An 18000-nucleotide genomic window follows, 5' to 3' on the forward strand; every position below is an offset into this window, starting at 1 on the left:
ACTAAGCGCCAGGGTATCGGTGTCCTCGCGAACAGCCGATATTATGGCCGAACTTCCCCCGCTCAGAAATGAATTTTTAACATTCTCTGATGTCGCTCGCCAGCCCGAACTTTATTTTGAACTTCTGGCGTTTTTGCCATTGGAAACCCTGCGTTTCGCTCCAGATGGGCTCCTTGCCCACCGTTTGCAGCCGGCAATAATACTGTTATTATATACAGTAGTCGCACTGGTGGCGGCCGCTGCCTGCGTCCGGCAATCGTCTCCGCCGGACGCGCTGGAATTGAAACACGGCTATAGTTACAGGTTGTCCCTTTTTGGCCCCGCCGACATCGGTTTTCTCGCGCGCGCCAGCCTCGCTTCACCCATTGGAAAGCACAATACATGGAACAGATCCGCATCCGCGGCGCCCGCACGCATAACCTGAAGAACATCAACCTCGACCTGCCGCGCAACAAGCTGACGGTCATCACCGGCCTGTCCGGCTCCGGCAAGTCGTCGCTGGCGTTCGACACGCTGTATGCCGAAGGCCAGCGCCGCTATGTCGAGTCGCTGTCGGCCTATGCGCGCCAGTTCCTGCAGCTGATGGAGAAACCCGACGTCGACCTGATCGAAGGCCTGTCGCCGGCCATCTCGATCGAGCAGAAAGCCACGTCGCACAATCCGCGTTCGACCGTCGGCACCGTCACCGAAATTCACGATTACCTGCGCCTGCTGTACGCGCGCGTCGGCACGCCCTACTGCCCCGACCACGCGGAGCATCCGCTGGCCGCGCAGACCGTGTCGCAGATGGTCGACGCCGTGCTGGCTATGGAAGAAGGCACCAAGCTGATGATCCTCGCGCCCGTGGTGGCCAACCGCAAGGGCGAGCACGCCGACCTGTTCGCGTCGATGCAGGCGCAGGGCTTCGTGCGCTTCCGCATCCAGAGCGGCACTCATGACGCGAAGATCTACGAGATCGACGACATGCCGACCTTGAAGAAGACCGAGAAGCACACCATCGACGTGGTGATCGATCGCGTGAAGGTCAACGCCGACATCAAGCAGCGCCTGGCCGAATCGTTCGAGACCGCGCTGCGCCTGGCCGACGGCCGCGCCGTGGCGCTCGAGATGGATAGCGGCGCCGAGCATGTGTACTCGAACAAGTTCGCCTGCAACGTCTGCGGCTACTCGCTGCAGGAGTTGGAGCCGCGCCTGTTCTCGTTCAACAATCCGATGGGCGCCTGCCCGGAGTGCGATGGCCTCGGCCACATCGAGTTCTTCGACCCGAAGCGCATCGTCGCCTTCCCCAACCTGTCGCTCGCTTCGGGCGCCATCAAGGGGTGGGACCGCCGCAACCAGTTCTACTTCCAGATGCTGTCGAACCTGGCCGCGTTCTACGACTTCGACATCGACAAGCCGTTCGAGCAGCTGCCGGCCGAAGCGCAGAAGGCCGTGCTGACCGGTTCCGGCAAGACCACGATCCCGTTCACCTACGTCAATGAGCGCGGCCGCACCGTAATTCGCGAGCACACCTTCGAAGGCGTGGTCACCAACCTGCAGCGGCGCTACCGCGAGACCGATTCGATGGCGGTGAAAGAGGAACTGGCGAAATTCATCAACGAGAAGAAGTGCCCGTCGTGCGAAGGCGCGCGCCTGCGCGTGGAAGCGCGCTACGTCAAGCTCGGCGCCGGCAAGCAGCAGCGCGCGATCTACGAGATCGCCAACAAGCCACTGCGCTCCTGCCTCGACTACTTCGAGAAGCTGTCGCTCAAGGGCGCGAAGAAGGACATCGCCGACCGCGTGATCAAGGAAATCATCTCGCGCCTGAAGTTCTTGAATAACGTCGGCCTCGACTACCTCTCGCTCGACCGCAGCGCCGACACCCTGTCAGGCGGCGAAGCGCAGCGCATCCGCCTGGCGTCGCAGATCGGCTCGGGCCTGACCGGCGTGATGTACGTGCTCGACGAGCCGTCGATCGGCCTGCACCAGCGCGACAACGATCGCCTGATCGAAACGCTCAAGCACCTGCGCGACATCGGCAATACGGTGCTGGTGGTCGAGCACGACGAAGATGCGATCCGCACCGCCGACTACATCGTCGACATGGGCCCGGGCGCGGGCGTGCATGGCGGCGAGGTGTGCGCCGAAGGCACGCTGGCGCAGATCCTGAAGAACAAGAAGTCGCTGACCGCGAAGTACCTGAACGGCACGCTGAAGATCGCCGTGCCGAAGAAGCGCCACGTGGCTAATCCGGACAAGCAGCTGGTGATCACCGGCGCTACCGGCAACAACCTGAAGAGGGTGTCGCTGCACCTGCCGGTCGGCCTGATGACCTGCGTGACCGGCGTGTCCGGCTCCGGCAAGTCCTCGCTGGTGAACGACACGCTGTACCCCGCGCTGTCGCGCCACCTGTACGGTTCGCAGACCGAGCCGGCGCCGCACGATTCGATCAGCGGGCTGGAACACTTCGACAAGGTGATCTCGGTCGATCAGGCGCCGATCGGGCGCACGCCGCGCTCGAACCCGGCCACCTACACCGGCGTGTTCACGCCGATTCGCGACCTGTTTTCGACGGTGCCGACGGCGAAGGAGCGCGGCTACAGCGCCGGGCGCTTCTCGTTCAACGTCAAGGGCGGCCGCTGCGAAGCCTGTCAGGGCGACGGCGTGATCAAGGTCGAGATGCACTTCCTGCCGGACGTGTACGTGCCGTGCGACGTCTGCCACGGCAAGCGCTACAACCGCGAGACGCTCGAGGTGCAGTACAAGGGCAAGAACATCACCGAAGTGCTGGACATGACGGTGGAGGACGCGCACGAGTTCTTCAAGCCGGTGCCGGTCATCGCACGCAAGCTGCAGACGCTGCTCGACGTGGGCCTCGGCTACATCAAGCTGGGACAGAGCGCGACCACGCTGTCGGGCGGCGAGGCGCAGCGGGTCAAGCTGTCGTTAGAGCTGTCGAAGCGCGACACGGGACGCACGCTGTACATCCTCGACGAGCCGACCACCGGTTTGCACTTCCAGGATATCGACTTGCTGCTGAAGGTGATGCATCGCCTGCGCGACCAGGGCAATACGCTGGTCGTCATCGAGCACAATCTGGACGTGATCAAGACGGCGGACTGGATTGTCGACCTGGGGCCGGAAGGCGGCGCGGGCGGCGGTCAGATCGTGTCGGCTGGCACGCCGGAGAATGTGGCGAAGGATCCGAACAGCGTGACCGGGAAGTACCTGGTGCCGCTGCTGAAATAAAAAATGGGGTCAGGTCCGCAGGACCAGACCCCGATGCCGCAGACTTTGGGGTCTGGTCCTGCGGACCTGACCCCATTTTCGTTCTTACGCCGCCATGCGCGACTCGAGCGCCTTGCGCGTGTCGTCCAGCTCTTTCGGCAGGTGATACGCCAGCTTCTCGAACAGTTCGTCGTGCAGCTTCACTTCGTCCTTCCACGCGTTCGCGTCGATCGAGGTGATCTTGTCGAACTGCTCGCGGCTGAACTCCAGCCCGTCCCAGTTCATGTCCTCGTAGCGCGGCGTGATGCCGAACAGGTGCTCGGCGCCGCCGGCCTTGCCTTCGATCCGGTCCAGCATCCACTTCAGCACGCGCATGTTGTCGCCGAATCCCGGCCAGACGAAATTGCCTTCGTCATCGGTGCGGAACCAGTTCACGCAGAAGATCTTCGGCATCTTGCCAGGCTGCTTCGCGCCCAGGTCGAGCCAGTGCTGGAAGTAGTCGCTCATGTTGTAGCCGATGAACGGCAGCATCGCGAACGGATCGCGCCGCACCACGCCGATCTTCGCCGCGGCGGCAGCCGTGGTCTCCGAACCCATCGTCGCGGCCATGTACACGCCCTCGGTCCAGTTGCGCGCCTCGGTTACCAGCGGCACGGTGGTCGAACGCCGTCCGCCGAAGATGAAGGCGGAAATCGGCACGCCGGCCGGATCGTCCCACGACGGGTCGAGCACCGGGTTCTGCGTCGCCGCCACCGTGAAGCGCGAGTTCGGGTGCGCGGCCTTGGTGCCGGAGGCCGGCGTCCAGTCCTTGCCCTGCCAGTCGATCAGGTGCGCCGGAGCTTCCTTGGTCAAGCCTTCCCACCACACGTCGCCGTCGTCGGTCAGCGCGACGTTGGTGAAGATCGAGTTCTCGCGCATCGAGGCCATGCAGTTGGCGTTGGTCTTTTCGTTGGTGCCCGGCGCGACGCCGAAGTAGCCCGCTTCCGGATTGATCGCGACCAGGCGGCCGTCGGCGCCCGGCTTGATCCAGGCGATGTCGTCGCCGACGGTGGTGACCTTCCAGCCATTGAAGCCGGCCGGCGGGATCATCATCGCGAAGTTGGTCTTGCCGCACGCTGACGGGAACGCCGCCGCGACGTAGTGCTTCTTCCCTTCCGGCGATTCGACGCCCAGGATCAGCATGTGCTCGGCCAGCCAGCCGTCGCCGCCGGCCTTGGCTTCCTGCTGGCCCATGTTCGAGGCGATGCGCAGCGCGAAGCACTTCTTGCCGAGCAGCGCGTTGCCGCCGTAGCCCGAGCCGTACGACCAGATCTCGCGCGTCTCGGGGAAGTGGACGATGTACTTGGTGTCGTTGCACGGCCACGCGACGTCCTTCTGGCCTTCGCGCAGCGGCGCTCCGACGGTGTGCACGGCCGGCACGAACTCGCCGTCCGCGCCAAGCACGTCGTACACGGCGCGGCCCATGCGCGTCATGATGCGCATGTTCACGGCGACGTAAGGCGAGTCGGACAGCTCGACGCCGATGTGGGCGATCGGCGAGCCCAGTGGCCCCATCGAGAACGGCACCACGTACATCGTGCGGCCGGCCATGCAGCCGTCGAACAGGCCGTGCAGCGTCTCGCGCATTTCGGCGGGCGCCATCCAGTTGTTGGTCGGCCCGGCCTGCTCGCGGGTTTCGCTGCAGATGAAGGTGCGGTCCTCGACACGCGCCACGTCGGTCGGGTCGGACAGCGCCAGGAAGGAGTTCGGGCGCTTTTCCGGATTGAGTTTTTTCATGGTGCCGGCGGCGACCATCTCGGCGCACAGGCGGTCGTATTCCTCCTGCGAGCCGTCGCACCAGTAGATGCGGTCCGGCTTGGCAAGGGCGGCGATCTCGGCGACCCAATTGATCAGTTTTTGGTGTTTGATGTAAGCTGGGACGTTCAAGGCGGAAACGCCTTTCATGACGGGCTGGTTCATGCAGTACCTCCAATACGATTAAGAATTGTGGTCGGGACCGCTGGCGGGAAGGCAGCGCGGCGGTCGAACAGCGGCGCCGGGGCGCGGCTGCAAAAGAACTTGACTGCGCAACTAAATGCAAAGTGGTCTAGTCAAATCCTCAAAATATCGGGCCGATTGTACACCCGCAAAACCATGATTAAAACGCCAGAAACGCAAAAATGTAGTAATAGTAGTTGACTAAAGTAGTGGGCTACTCAGGCCCGCGAAATTCCTGTTATTTACCTACGAAGTTTTATTATCTTTCTAATAATGCCAATGAAAATAGCTGTCCTAGACGACTATCAGGATGCCGTGCGCAGCCTGGACTGCTTCAAGCTGCTGGACGGGCATGAGGTGAAGGTGTTCAACAATTCGACCCGGGGGCTGGGGCAGCTGGCGATCCGGCTGGCGCCGTACGACGCGCTGGTGCTGATCCGCGAGCGCACCGCCCTGTCGCGCGCGCTGCTTGCCAAGCTGCCCAACCTCAAGCTGATCTCGCAGACGGGCAAGGTGGCCGGCCACATCGACGTGGCGGCGGCGACCGAGCGCGGCGTGGCGATCGCCGAGGGTGTTGGCTCGCCGGTGGCGCCGGCCGAGCTGACCTGGGCGCTGATCATGGCCGCCAGCCGCAAGATCGTGCCCTACGCGAACAACCTGAAGGACGGGCTGTGGCAGACGGCGTCGATCAATCCGGCGCTGAACGGGCTGGGCAGCGTGTTGAAGGGCAAGACGCTGGCGATCTGGGGCTACGGCAAGATCGGCAAGATGGTGGCCGGCTACGGCAAGGCATTCGGCATGAGCGTGCTGGTGTGGGGGCGCGAAGCGAGCCGCACGGCCGCGCTGGCGGACGGCTACCAGGCGGCCGGCTCGCAGGAAGAATTTTTCGAGCGGGCCGATGTGCTGACTGTGCATTTGCGGCTGGTCGATGCGACGCGCGGGATCGTCACGGCGCAGGATTTGGCGCGGATGAAGCGCTCGTCGCTGTTCGTCAATACCAGCCGGGCTGAGCTGGTCGAGGAAGGCGCGCTGGAGGCGGCGCTACCGCAGGGCCGGCCTGGGATGGCGGCGCTCGACGTGTTCACCAGCGAGCCGCTGGCGCCGGATTCGCCGCTGCTGCGCATGCCGACCGTGCTGGCGACGCCGCACCTGGGCTATGTCGAGAAGGACAGCTACGAGCTGTATTTCGAGGCGGCGTTCCGCAACGTCGTCAACTTCGCGGAGGGCAAGCCGAGCGGGATTTTGAATCCTGAAGTGTTGGCAAAAACCTAGCGTGTCGTACCTGCGGAGGCAGGTACCCATGCTGAGCGCACTTTACCTCTTCCGCTGATTCAGCATGGGTACCAGCCTTCGCTGGTACGACAATCAAGTGTCAGCGCACCTGCTCGCCGGTAATGCTGATCGGCGGCGCCGGCATCACGTGAGCGCGCGTCCACAAGCCGGCCCATCCCGGCGGCCAGCTCAGTTGCGGACCCGAATACGCCGGCAAGGTCGCGCGCACCGCAATCACCGGCACCGGCGGCACTTCCTTCAATCCACCGGCCGTCGCGCGCTCCATGTCCAGGCTGTACATGTAGCCCGGCAGCAGCGCGTCGCACACTCCCTTGAACCACTCGGTGTGATCCTCGTCGCGCCCCAGCGCCTGCGCCAGTCCCTGCGGGTCGAACTTGGCCAGCGCGGTAATCAGTTCGTCGGTCGACGCGCCCGGCGAATCGCCCCACCCCATCACCGGATTGACGTTGTAGTCGGCGCCCGAGCCATACCAGCCCTCGCGCCAGGGCCGCTGCATCCAGTTGCGCTGGCCGGTGAACAAATGCCAGCGCCAGTGCAGGCCGGACGGCTTCGGCCACGAATACAGATACAGCTTCTCGTAACCGGCCTCATGCAGTGCGCGCACCATCGCCATCAGGCGCGCGTGCGGCATGCGGTCGGGCGGCGCGCGGCGGAACAAAATCGCTTCGCCGTCCGCGTGCTGCACGTCGTCGGTGGACAGGTTCAGGTCCAGCGTGCGCTGCTCGCTGCCGAAGCGCGCGCTGATCCAGCCAGTGAGCAAGTTGACATGCGTGATCACGCCGTAGCCGCGGTGGCGGTGAAAGATGACGGTTCCTGGAGCGAGCGTTTTCATTGGATCGAGTGTAGCGAGGCGCTGACGAAGATTCTAGCGCAGTCACAACCGGATACAAGGTTTTCGACAGCGCGTGTGCCAGGCGCTATCATGAGGCACTTTTCACACACACCATACATCACCATGAACTTGCGGATCATCGCCACCGGCGGCACCTTCGACAAACACTACGACGAGCTGACGGGCAAGCTCGATTTCGCCGCCAGCCACCTGCCGGCCGTGCTGGCGCGCACGCGCATGACCATTCCGGTCGAACTCGAAGTGCTGCCGCTGCTCGATTCGCTCGACATGCAGGACGTGGACCGCCAGCGCGTGCTGGCCTCGTGCCAGGCGGCGGCGGAAAAAGCGATCGTCATCATCCACGGCACCGACACCATGCGCGAGACCGCCGGCGTGCTGGGCGCGGCAAAGCTGGACAAGGCGATCGTGCTGACCGGCGCGATGATTCCGTACGAGATCGCGAATTCGGATGCGTTGTTTAATTTGGGATTTGCTACTGGCGTGGCGCAGACCTTGGCGCCTGGAGTGTACGTGGCGATGAACGGCCAGGTGTTCGCGTGGGATAACGTGACGAAGAACAAAGCGGCCGGAGTGTTCCAGCCGCTGTAAAACGGAGGCGGGGTCTGGTCCCGCGGAGCGACGGGGACGCCGAGTCCCCATCTTCGCGTGGACGTTCCAAAATGGGGTCAGGTCCGCAGGACCAGACCCCTTCACTTCGGCTTACGCCGTCGCTTCGCCGCCCAGCGCTTCGACGACGTCGGCCATCATCTGCGCCAGTTCGCCCGTCATCATCATCATGTCGTTGTCGAAGCGCTCGTCGTCGTTGCGGGTCGACGCGTCGTTTTCCTTGATCACGTCGAGCGGCTTGATGCCCTTGATCGCCAGCGACTCGGTCAGCACGAACGAGATCTTGTCGTTCCACGTCATCGCCAGGCGCGTGCACTGCTTGCCGGCTGCGATGTGGCGGCGGATGTCGTCCGCTTCCAGCGCGTGCTTCACGTAGCGCACCGCAGCCTTGCTCTCGCCGGTGGCGCGCAGCTCGGTATCCTGATCGACCGTGAAGCCGACCGGCGCCTCGTCCGTCTCCAGCCACGCCGTCATCACCGCAACCGGCGAGCGCTGCACGCGCAGGCTCTCGAGTGGCAGCTTGTCGACTGCTTTCAACAGCAGCTTGATCACATCGTCGGCCTTGGCCGGGCTGGCCGCATCGACCACCAGCCAGCCGTTCACCGGATCGATCCAGGTGTACACGTTGCTGCGGATGCTGAACGCGCGCGGCAGCAGTTCGTCGGCCACGCGCTCTTTCAATTCCTTCATCGCCTTCTTGCCTGGCGCGAAACCTTGTGCTTCTTCCAGTTCGGCCGCCTTGGCCTTGGCTACCTGGTTGATGACCGAGCCTGGGAGCAGCTTCTTTTCGGTGCCCAGCTGGATCAGCATCTGCTTGTTGACGACGTGGACCAGGCCGCCGTTCGGACGCGGCTTGTCCCAGCCCTGGCGCAGCAGTTCGTTGCTGGTGGCGGGCACGAAGCTGTTCGGCGCGAGGGCCGCTTCGAGTTGCTCAGGCGTGAAATTCCATGGTGCGGGCAGGCGGTAAATCTGGAGATTCTTAAACCACATAATTGTTATCCGATTGTGTCAGCATTACAGAAGGAACGACATTCTACACGCTCGCATGAGCCGGGAATCGTCGCTGTTGGGTAGAAAATGTTTACTTGAACTGGGTCTTGCGCGCGCCTCAGAGTTCTGCGCCATCGGCGAACAGGGACAGCTGCGCCAGCGTCTCCTCCTCACCCAGCCGCACGCCCAGGCCGAGCAGGCGCACAGGCATGTTCCGGCGCAGGAAGCCGGTTTCCATCAGGCGCGCGTACTGGGCGGGATCGGGCGTGATGCCGACGCATTCGACCGTGGTCTGCGTGAAATCGGCGAACTTGATCTTGGCGAACAGCTTGTGCACGTGGCGCTCGGCGCCGGCCCGCTTGATGCGTCCCAGCAGGCTCTCGTGCAGCTCGGGCAGCAGCGCCAGGCAGGCGGCGAGGTCGGGCACATCGGGCGTGTAGGTCTCCTCGACGCTGACCGACTTGCGTTCGCGCTCGTTCGACACGACGCGGTTGTCGATGCCGCGGCACAGGTCGTGCAGGCGCGCGCCGAAGCTGCCGAAATGGTGCTGCAGTTCCAGCATGGTCCAGCCGCGCAGGTCGTCGCAAGTCTGCACGCCAAGACCGTTCAATTTCGCCGCGGTGACCTTGCCGACGCCGAACAGCTTCTTGACCGGCAGCGCGGCCACGAAACCGTCCACCTCGTCGGGGCGCACCAGGCACAGGCCGTCGGGCTTGTTCCAGTCGCTGGCGATCTTCGCGACGAACTTGTTGGGCGCCACGCCGGCGGAGGCGGTGATGCCGACGGTGTCAAAAATGCGCTGACGGATCTCCTGCGCGATCAGGGTGGCGCTGCCCTTGCAGTGCGGCGAATTGGAGACGTCGAGGTAGGCTTCGTCGAGCGAGAGCGGTTCGACCAGGTCGGTGTAGTCGCCGTAGATGGCCAGGATCTGGCGCGAGGCGGCGCGGTATTTCTCCATGTTCGGCGGGATGACCACCAGGTCGGGGCACAGCTTGAGGGCTTGGGCGGTGGCCATGGCCGAATGAATGCCGTAGCGGCGCGCCTCGTAGTTACAGGTGGCGACGACGCCGCGCTGGTCGGGGCGGCCACCGACGGCGAGCGGCACGTCGCGCAGGGACGGATCGTCGCGCATCTCGACCGAAGCGTAGAAGCAATCGCAGTCGCAGTGGATGATTTTTCGGGCCGGAGCGTTCACGCGGGGACGAACTACTGTAAATGCATACAGTATTCACCGAAACGAGCTTTATTGCAAGTTGGCGCGGGGGTCTGGTCCTGCGGACCTGACCCCATTTTCAGTCGGCCGCCAAATCGTGTCGGGCGCCCAATCCCGATGCCGCACCTTCCATCACGAAGCGTCGATAGGCATGGATCGCTTCGTCTCGCTCACCGGAGAACTGACTCAGCACCCAATCTATCTGCAACCAGCGCGGCGCGGGTAAAACTCCACTGGTCATCGCAAAACTGCTCCACGGCCAATCGCCGGGCGCTCCCACGATGCCTGCACGCACGGGATTGAGCACGACATAGCGCATCAGTTCAATCAGATGCGCCTGCCGGTGAACCAGCTCGGAATGGTAGCGCGCCTGAAAAACGTGGCCCGAGCCTGCATGGCGATAGTTGAAGCGTTGGGTGTAAAGCCCGTTCAACTGACGCATGCCGCGCGCCAAGTTGGCTTCGGCCATCTCGACGACCAGATGATAGTGATTACCCATTTGGCAGAACGCATGCACCGACCACGCGTATTTAGAGCAAACACCGGAAAGTACGCGCAGCCAGTTCTGCCGGTCGATGTCGTCGCGGTAAATGGTTTCCCGGCGATCGCCGCGTGATGTGATGTGGTGGATTGCGCCGGGAAAATCGACGCGGGTCGGTCTTGGCATGGCATGCTCCGTCGGAGAGCAATGTTGGACGCGCGATTTGCTGATGAGTTCAAAAAAATGGGGTCAGGTTCGCAGAACCTGACCCCGATGCTGCAGGAGGCGCAGGTCCGACGGACCTGACCCCCAACGCAAATTAGAAGTTGCCCTTGAACTGGACGCCCACCGTGCGCGGCTCGTTGATGAAGCCGGTCAGGTTGTTGAAGTCGATGCCGCCGGTGATGCGGCGGGTGTCGAGGATGTTGCGGCCGAACGCGGCCACTTCATACTTGCCGTTGCCGAAGATGTAGCCCACGCGCAGGCCGCCTTCGGTCAGCGCCTTGCCAGTGAACTCGACCGACTCGTACAGGAAGAAGTTGATCTTGCTGCGGTACGACCAGTCGGTCAGCGCATACAGCTGGCCGTCGGCCAGGTTCCACTGGTAGCGCGCCGATGCATTGACGGTCCAGCGCGGCGCCTGCGGCAGCGGGTTGCCGTCGATGATCGCACGGCCGGCGCTGTTCACAGGGTCGAGCGGCGTGCACTTCGCGCCGCAGTTGGCGATCGACAGGCTAGGATCGCGGATCTCGGTGAAGTTGTAGCTGCCGCCGGCGCTGACCTTGAAGTCGCTGGTGACGAAGCCTTCGAAATCGAGTTCGGCGCCGCGGCCCTTGGTCTTGGCCGCGTTGATCAGGCGGTTCACGTTCGAATTGCCACCGACGACCGTCAGCTGCTGGTTCTTGACGTCGAAGTCGTACAGGCTGAACGCAACGCGCGCGCGGCGATTGAGCAGGTCGGCCTTGACGCCGGCTTCGACCGAGGTGATGGTCTCGGCGTCGGCCACGGTGATCGGCACCGCAGCCGATGCGGCGGCGATACTCGGCGCGCGGAAGCCTGTCGCCACGCGGGCGTACAGGTTGACGTCCTTGTCGAGCTTGTAGGTGCCGCTCAGGTCCCAATTGACCTTGTGCTTGCTCTCGTTGACCGAACTTGGGCCGATCTGCACCACATTGACCGCTTCCACCGTGCCGAAATCCTTCTGGTCGTTGGTGTAGCGCAGGCCGCCGCGCACGGTCAATGCGTCGCTGACCGCGTAGTTCAGCGAGCCGAAGGCCGCCCACGCGGTGTTCTTCTGGTGGCTGGCCAGGTGCGAGGTCTGTGCGCCGGTGGTGCTGTTGAAGTTGTTGCTGTAGCCGTTCGCGTCTTCATTGAAGTAGTACACGCCGGCCTGCCAGTTCAGCGGGCCGGCCGCTTTCGACTCGGCGCGGAATTCCTGGCTGTACTGCTTCAGGCCGGTGATGCCGCCACCGGTTTCGACCTGGAACGGGATGAAGCCCGGGCCGGCCGGCGTGCCGCCGTCGATGTCGCCGCGGCTGAAGTAGTGGTCGACGTGCTCGTAGCCGGTGACCGAGAACAGCTTGATCGCGCCCAGGTCCCACGACAGGCGCGCGTTGGCGCCGTTGGTCTTGAGGTTCTGGAAGTTCTGGCCATTGGTGACGATCTTGTCCGGATCGAAGCCGTCGACGAAGTCGTTGGTGCCCTTCTTGATCAGGTTGGCGCGGAACAGGCGCGCGCTGCCGGTCGTCATGCGCTGGTGCACATTGAACAGGGCGTTGAACGTGGTGTTCGGCGAGTACAGCAGCTGCAGGCGCTCGGCGTGCTCGTTGTAGCCTTCCAGTTCGCCGCGCTTGACGGTGAACGCCGGATCGGCGTAGTTGTCGACGTAGTTGTCACGGTGCTGGCGCAGCGTCGAGAAGCGCAGCGCCCACTCGTTCGACAGCGGCACGTTGATGGCGCCGTCGACGTTGACCGAATTGTGCGAGGCGTAGGTGCCGCTGTAGTAGCCTTCGACTTTTTTCAGGCTTGGCTTTTCGGATTCGAACTTGACCACGCCGGCCGGGGTGTTGCGGCCGAACAGGGTGCCCTGCGGGCCGCGCAGCACTTCAACGCCGGCCAGGTCGAAAATCGGGAAGCCTTTGAGGATCGGGTTTTCCTGCACGACGTCGTCGTACACCAGCGACACCGGCTGCGATGCGAAGGTGTTGAAGTCGGTGTTGCCGTAGCCGCGGATGTAGAAGCGCGGGAAGGTGCGGCCGTTCGACGATTCCACGTTCAGGCTCGGCACCTTGCCGGCCAGTACGCGGATGTCTTCGCCGCCGGAGACGATCACGTCGAGCTTTTCGCCCTTGATCGCGGTGACCGAGACCGGCACGTCCTTGATGTTCTCGGTGCGGCGCTGCGCCGTTACGGTGACGCTTTGGAGCTCTGGAGCAGCAGTGGTTTGCGCGATGGCCGAAGCGAGCGGCAGCATGGCCGTCAGGGCCAACACGGCGCCGTTTGCGCGCAACACGCGCTTGTGCATCTTGGACAACTTGGTCATATCTTTTTCCTGGAAAAACGTCTATGAAACTTGCGATGGATTTGCACTGCTGTCTCCGCTGGCCTGCATCCTGAAGAATGTCTAGGTGGCCACATATAAGAAGCCGGCATTCTCGGCCATAGCACGCCAACGTGGCAAGGAACATATGCGCCATCGTATATTTGGTACAACACAGTGAATATGAAAAGGGGGGTTGCGGATTCATCGACATCGCCTGCTTGCGAGCGTTTTAAAAAAAGGACTTGCGCGGTGCGGAAGTCCTTGTATATAATTCGGGCCTCTTCAGACGTGGTGACAAACGTCGGATGCAGTCGAAAATGAAGTGTGCGGGCGCTTAGCTCAGTTGGTAGAGCGGAGCCCTTACAAGGCTTAGGTCGGGAGTTCGAGCCTCTCAGCGCCCACCAGTCATGACTGCATCATGATCAGCAGTACCGATCAGAGTAATACGGAGTGGTAGTTCAGTTGGTTAGAATACCGGCCTGTCACGTCGGGGGTCGCGGGTTCGAGTCCCGTCCGCTCCGCCAGCATCAATGAAAAAGCCCCGCTTGTCGGGGCTTTTTCATTACATATACGGGTCAGAGTGCTTCCCCTGCGGGAAGCACGGATTGGGACTCGAAGCGAATCGCTTGCAAGCGATTCGGCGGCCTGCCGAAGGTAGGCGAGTCCCGTCCGCTCCGCCAGCATCAATGAAAAAGCCCCGCTTGTCGGGGCTTTTTCATTACATATACGGGTCAGAGTGCTTCCCCTGCGGGAAGCACGGATTGGGACTCGAAGCGAATCGCTTGCAAGCGATTCGGCGGCCTGCCGAAGGTAGGCGAGTCCCGTCCGCTCCGCCAGCATCAATGAAAAAGCCCCGCTTGTCGGGGCTTTTTCTTTTTCCAGTTCAGATCAAAATGGGGTCAGGTCCGCAGGACCAGACCCCGATACAGCGCCGGCCGCGAGCCGGGGTCTGGTCCTGCGGATCTGACCCCATCTTCAACCGGCCACCACCCTCAAGCGCGACTGCCCCACTTCGACCCGGTCGCGTCCCGCGCTCTTGGCCGCATACAGCGCGTGGTCCGCGCGCGCCAGCGCCGAGTTGATATGCTCGTTCGGATCGATCACCACCACGCCGATACTGACCGTCATGCCGTACGTGCCGCCGCTGACCGACATGTGCGCGGCCGACACCGCGCCGCGCAGCCGTTCGGCGGCCAGCACCGCGCCTTCCAGTTCCGTCCCCGGCAACACCAGCGCGAACTCCTCGCCGCCCAGCCGTCCCATGATGTCGTGGTCGCGCAAGGTCTGCTGCGCGGTGGCCGCGAACAGGCACAGCGCCTCGTCGCCGGTGGCGTGGCCAAAGCGGTCGTTGAGGCGCTTGAAGTGGTCGATGTCGATCATCATCAGCGCGATCGGGCTGCGCAGCCTAGTCGCGAGCAGGCGCGCGCTCTCGGTGCGCTCGAAGAAGGCGCGCCGGTTAACCAGGCCGGTCAGGCTGTCGATGGTGGCCAGCCGCGCCATCTGCTGATCGTCCTCCTCCTTGCACAGCAACAGGAAGCCGAAGCCGTTGACGATCATGAGCAGGTAGCCGGCCAGGTAAGTGATGCTTTGTACGGCGCCAGGCGCGAACACGGCCATGTGACCGTGCGCGATGCCGCTGTATGCGCGCAGGCTCATCGCGGCGAAGAAGGCCAGTCCGTTCAATCCGATCAGGCGCTGCAGCATCGAGTGGCCGGCGCCGGGCCGCAGCAGGATCGCCGCCATCGCGGCGGTGTACAGCGCGATGATCATCGACATCAGGATCACCAGCGTATTGGGCGAGGCGTGGGCGAAGCGCGCGCCGTGCATGGCCAGCAGCGCCAGCGCGGTGCATGGATACAGCACGCGGCGCCAGCGCGCGTAGCCGAAGAAGGTGCAGTACGCGGCCGCTTCGGAGGCGGCGCCGGCGATAAGGAAGGTGTTGGCGGCGACGGCTACGCCGATCCAGGGCAGGTCCGGGCGCAGCCATCCGAGCAGGTGGGCGCAGCCCTGCACCAGCTTGGCCCAGGCCCACACGCGCAGCGCGGGGCTGGCCGCCGCCGTGCGCGCGTAGCCCGCCATCAGCATGGCGAACCCGATATTGCCGATGGCGAGCACCAGCATGAAGGTCCTGATATCGATCACTGCCTGTTCCTTGTGCCGGCCTGCGCAATTGTTGGGGGCGAGGCGGCGGTCGTCGTCATGCGGGCGGGATGCCTGCTATGCGGAACAGATATCCAAATTACAATGACTGTTTCCGCCAAGAACTATACTACACGGAAATGAGGAAAGGTAGCGGGACGTATGCATGTGTGTGCGCGATGCGACACTTGCAATGGTTGGAAGATGGGGTCAGGTCCGCGGGACCAGACCCCGATGCCGCATGGGGCGCGTCACGAAGTGCGGGGTCTGGTCCTGCGGACCTGACCCCATTGCCTTACTTGCGCCCGGCGCGCGCCTTGGCCACCGGCGCAGCGGCCTTCGGCTTGGTCTTGATGGTCGCCAGGATCGACGGCCGCACCTTCGACTCCGGCGCGATGAACGGCGCCGGCGCAGTCGCGCGCGCGGTGGCCCGCTTCGGCGCCGCGGCAAATTTGTCCAGCGTGCCGGCGCCCGAGGTCTGACGCTTGCGCTCCCCTGCCGCCAGCCCGCCGTCTTCCGACGCCTGCCATGCCGGCACCAGGTGGCGGTCGCCATTGCCGATCAAATCGCCGCGCCCCATCTTCACCAGCGTCTCGCGCAGGATCGGCCAGTTGGCCGGGTCCTGGTAGCGCAGGAAGGCCTTGTGCGAACGCCGCACCTTGCCGCTCTTCGCCGTCTCGACCACTTCCGAATCGGCCGTGACTTTTTTCAGCGGGTTCTTGCGCGAGTGGTACATGGTCGTCGCCATCGCCATCGGCGTCGGCATGAAGGTCTGCACCTGGTCGAGCTTGAAGTTGTTCTTCTTCAGCCACAGCGCCAGGTTCAGCATGTCCTCGTCGGTCGTGCCGGGGTGCGCCGCGATGAAGTACGGGATCAGGTACTGCTTCTTGCCCGCTTCGAGCGAGTACTTGTCGAACATGGCCTTGAACTCGTCGTAGGCGCCGATCCCCGGCTTCATCATCTTCGACAGCGTGCCTTCTTCGGTGTGCTCCGGCGCGATCTTCAGCAGGCCGCCGACGTGGTGCGTGACCAGTTCCTTCACGTACTCGGGCGAGCGCACCGCCAGGTCGTAGCGCAGGCCGGAGCTGATCAACACCTTCTTGATGCCCGGGATCGCGCGCGCCTTGCGGTACAGCGAAATGAGCTTGCTGTGGTCGGTGCCCAGGTTGACGCAGATGGTCGGGTACACGCACGACAGGCGCCGGCACGATACTTCGATCTTCTTGTCCTTGCACGCCAGCCGGTACATGTTCGCGGTCGGGCCGCCCATGTCCGAGATGGTGCCGGTGAAGCCCTTGGTCTTGTCGCGGATATGCTCGATCTCGCGCAGGATCGACGGCTCGCTGCGGCTCTGGATGATGCGCCCTTCGTGCTCGGTGATCGAGCAGAAGGTGCAGCCGCCGAAGCAACCGCGCATGATGTTGACCGAGAAGCGGATCATGTCCCACGCGGGGATCTTGGCCTTGCCGTAGCTCGGGTGCGGAGCGCGCGCGTAGCTCATGTCGTAGACGCCGTCCATCTCGTCCATCGCCAGCGGCAGCGGCGGCGGGTTGAGCCAGACGTCGCGCTCGCCGTGCGCCTGCACCATCGCGCGTGCGTTGCCGGGGTTCGATTCGAGGTGGAACACGCGCGAGGCGTGCGCGTACATCACCGGATCGTCCTTGACCACATCGTAGGCGGGCAGACGCACTACGGTCTTGTCGTGCTTTTCCTTCGCCAGCGCCAGCCGCTCTTCGCGCGTCATGATGCGGATCGGCTTGACCACTTCGGGCGCCGCGGCGGCATTGTCGGTGGCGCACGCGCTCTTGTCTTCCTGGGCCATCGCATACGGGTCGGGATGCGCGTCGACCTTGCCGGGCACGTCGACCCGGGTCGAGTTGGCGACCGACCAGTCGTCGGCCGGCAGCCAGCCCGACGGCACCATGAAGGCGGTGCCGCGCAGGTCGCGGATGTCCTTGATATTTTCGCCGGCGGCCAGGCGATGCGTCAGGTCCACCAGCGCACGCTCGGCGTTACCGAACAGGAGCAGGTCGGCCTTCGAATCGGGCAGCACCGAGCGGCGCACCTTGTCGGACCAGTAATCGTAGTGGGCGATGCGGCGCAGCGAGGCTTCGATCGAGCCGATGATGACCGGGACGTCCGCGAACGCTTCGCGCGCGCGCTGGGCGTACACGGTGACGGTGCGGTCCGGGCGCTTGTTCGGCTCGCCGTTGGGCGTGTAGGCGTCGTCGGAGCGGATCTTGCGGTCGGCCGTGTAGCGGTTGACCATCGAGTCCATATTGCCGGCGGTGACGCCGAAGTACAGGTTCGGCTTGCCCAGCGCGCGGAAGGCGTCGGCCGAGTGCCAGTCCGGCTGGCTGATGATGCCGACGCGGAAGCCCTGGGCCTCGAGCAGGCGGCCGACCAGCGCCATGCCGAAGCTCGGGTGGTCGATATAGGCGTCGCCGGTGACGAGGATCACGTCGCAGGAATCCCAGCCGAGCGCGTCCATTTCGGCGCGGGACATCGGCAGGAAAGGCGCAGCGGCAGCGCGGCTAGACCGCTTGGGGACGGTCGCAAACAGGTTTGTTGGGGAGTTCATTGGGCGGTATTGTACCGGAAAACACCTGCACCACTCCTGATGCTGGCAAAAAGTGCTTAAGTATCAATAGCTTGGAAGCCACTTGGTCGTCGTTCCTGCGAAGGCAGGAACCCATGCT

At 63.7% G+C, this 18000-nt stretch carries 12 protein-coding genes and 2 tRNA genes; 6 read left to right on the forward strand and 8 right to left on the reverse strand.

The features are described from left to right. Positions 1–43: 43 nt before the first annotated feature. On the forward strand, positions 44–424 hold the full coding sequence (locus Q4S45_RS19385; protein WP_305507044.1) for a hypothetical protein: 381 nt from the start codon (positions 44–46) through the stop codon (positions 422–424). Further along, positions 382–3228 (forward strand): excinuclease ABC subunit UvrA, encoded by a 2847-nt coding sequence (gene uvrA, locus Q4S45_RS19390; protein ID WP_305507045.1) that lies wholly within the window; start codon positions 382–384, stop codon positions 3226–3228. Before Q4S45_RS19385 ends, uvrA begins: the two co-directional genes overlap by 43 nt. 84 nt (positions 3229–3312) lie before the next feature. On the opposite strand, the gene Q4S45_RS19395 is transcribed toward uvrA, so the two are convergent. Further along, positions 3313–5166 (reverse strand): phosphoenolpyruvate carboxykinase (GTP), encoded by a 1854-nt coding sequence (locus tag Q4S45_RS19395; protein WP_305507046.1) that lies wholly within the window; start codon positions 5164–5166, stop codon positions 3313–3315. Between the two features lie 297 nt (positions 5167–5463). Between Q4S45_RS19395 and Q4S45_RS19400 the strand changes: the two genes are divergently transcribed. Further along, positions 5464–6456, forward strand: a complete 993-nt coding sequence (locus tag Q4S45_RS19400) for a D-2-hydroxyacid dehydrogenase family protein (protein WP_305507047.1) — start codon at positions 5464–5466, stop codon at positions 6454–6456. A 100-nt stretch (positions 6457–6556) separates the two neighbouring features. Here Q4S45_RS19400 and Q4S45_RS19405 read toward each other — a convergent pair whose 3' ends face one another. Further along, on the reverse strand, positions 6557–7309 hold the full coding sequence (locus Q4S45_RS19405) for an L-asparaginase (RefSeq protein ID WP_305507048.1): 753 nt from the start codon (positions 7307–7309) through the stop codon (positions 6557–6559). Between the two features lie 123 nt (positions 7310–7432). Between Q4S45_RS19405 and Q4S45_RS19410 the strand changes: the two genes are divergently transcribed. Then, on the forward strand, positions 7433–7918 hold the full coding sequence (locus tag Q4S45_RS19410) for an asparaginase domain-containing protein (protein WP_305512155.1): 486 nt from the start codon (positions 7433–7435) through the stop codon (positions 7916–7918). Positions 7919–8029: 111 nt separating this feature from the next. Here Q4S45_RS19410 and Q4S45_RS19415 read toward each other — a convergent pair whose 3' ends face one another. The 4 genes from Q4S45_RS19415 to Q4S45_RS19430 all read right to left on the reverse strand — a co-directional run bounded on the left by Q4S45_RS19415 (position 8030) and on the right by Q4S45_RS19430 (position 13162). Continuing rightward, the gene (locus Q4S45_RS19415; RefSeq protein ID WP_305507049.1) at positions 8030–8926 is read right to left on the reverse strand and encodes a recombination-associated protein RdgC; all 897 of its coding nucleotides are present in this window, start codon (positions 8924–8926) and stop codon (positions 8030–8032) included. Positions 8927–9044: 118 nt separating this feature from the next. Beyond that, complete coding sequence (dinB, locus tag Q4S45_RS19420; RefSeq protein ID WP_308633183.1) at positions 9045–10058, reverse strand: DNA polymerase IV; 1014 nt, start codon at positions 10056–10058, stop codon at positions 9045–9047. Between the two features lie 160 nt (positions 10059–10218). Then, positions 10219–10806 carry a transposase gene (locus Q4S45_RS19425; protein ID WP_305507051.1) on the reverse strand — a complete coding sequence of 196 codons (588 nt, stop codon included), beginning with the start codon at positions 10804–10806 and terminating at the stop codon, positions 10219–10221. Between the two features lie 133 nt (positions 10807–10939). Continuing rightward, entirely contained in the window at positions 10940–13162 is a 2223-nt protein-coding gene (locus tag Q4S45_RS19430; protein ID WP_305507052.1) for a TonB-dependent receptor, read from the reverse strand. A 328-nt stretch (positions 13163–13490) separates the two neighbouring features. Here Q4S45_RS19430 and Q4S45_RS19435 point away from each other — a divergent pair. Both Q4S45_RS19435 and Q4S45_RS19440 read left to right on the forward strand, forming a co-directional pair. After that, positions 13491–13566: transfer RNA gene (locus Q4S45_RS19435), tRNA-Val, on the forward strand. Positions 13567–13609: 43 nt separating this feature from the next. Next, positions 13610–13686 (forward strand) — tRNA-Asp (locus Q4S45_RS19440). A 451-nt stretch (positions 13687–14137) separates the two neighbouring features. Here Q4S45_RS19440 and Q4S45_RS19445 read toward each other — a convergent pair. Together Q4S45_RS19445 and Q4S45_RS19450 are read right to left on the reverse strand one after the other, a co-directional pair. Then, positions 14138–15304: a diguanylate cyclase gene (locus Q4S45_RS19445; protein WP_305507053.1), complete on the reverse strand. Its 1167-nt coding sequence runs from the start codon at positions 15302–15304 to the stop codon at positions 14138–14140. A 292-nt stretch (positions 15305–15596) separates the two neighbouring features. After that, positions 15597–17807 carry a YgiQ family radical SAM protein gene (locus tag Q4S45_RS19450; RefSeq protein WP_305507054.1) on the reverse strand — a complete coding sequence of 737 codons (2211 nt, stop codon included), beginning with the start codon at positions 17805–17807 and terminating at the stop codon, positions 15597–15599. Between the last annotated feature and the right edge of the window lie 193 nt (positions 17808–18000).

It is taken from the genome of Massilia sp. R2A-15 (assembly GCF_030704305.1).
Lineage (GTDB): Bacteria > Pseudomonadota > Gammaproteobacteria > Burkholderiales > Burkholderiaceae_D > JAFCUW01.

Excerpts from the sequence above, each read along its gene's own strand:
- dinB (WP_308633183.1), bottom strand. The coding sequence starts at position 10,058 with ATGCGCGACGATCCGTCCCTGCGCGACGTGCCGCTCGCCGTCGGTGGC.
- Q4S45_RS19395 (WP_305507046.1), bottom strand. The coding sequence starts at position 5,166 with ATGAACCAGCCCGTCATGAAAGGCGTTTCCGCCTTGAACGTCCCAGCT.
- Q4S45_RS19400 (WP_305507047.1), top strand. The coding sequence starts at position 5,464 with ATGAAAATAGCTGTCCTAGACGACTATCAGGATGCCGTGCGCAGCCTG.
- Q4S45_RS19430 (WP_305507052.1), bottom strand. The coding sequence starts at position 13,162 with ATGACCAAGTTGTCCAAGATGCACAAGCGCGTGTTGCGCGCAAACGGC.
- Q4S45_RS19425 (WP_305507051.1), bottom strand. The coding sequence starts at position 10,806 with ATGCCAAGACCGACCCGCGTCGATTTTCCCGGCGCAATCCACCACATC.
- Q4S45_RS19405 (WP_305507048.1), bottom strand. The coding sequence starts at position 7,309 with ATGAAAACGCTCGCTCCAGGAACCGTCATCTTTCACCGCCACCGCGGC.
- uvrA (WP_305507045.1), top strand. The coding sequence starts at position 382 with ATGGAACAGATCCGCATCCGCGGCGCCCGCACGCATAACCTGAAGAAC.
- Q4S45_RS19385 (WP_305507044.1), top strand. The coding sequence starts at position 44 with ATGGCCGAACTTCCCCCGCTCAGAAATGAATTTTTAACATTCTCTGAT.
- Q4S45_RS19410 (WP_305512155.1), top strand. The coding sequence starts at position 7,433 with ATGAACTTGCGGATCATCGCCACCGGCGGCACCTTCGACAAACACTAC.
- Q4S45_RS19415 (WP_305507049.1), bottom strand. The coding sequence starts at position 8,926 with ATGTGGTTTAAGAATCTCCAGATTTACCGCCTGCCCGCACCATGGAAT.
- Q4S45_RS19450 (WP_305507054.1), bottom strand. The coding sequence starts at position 17,807 with ATGTCCCGCGCCGAAATGGACGCGCTCGGCTGGGATTCCTGCGACGTG.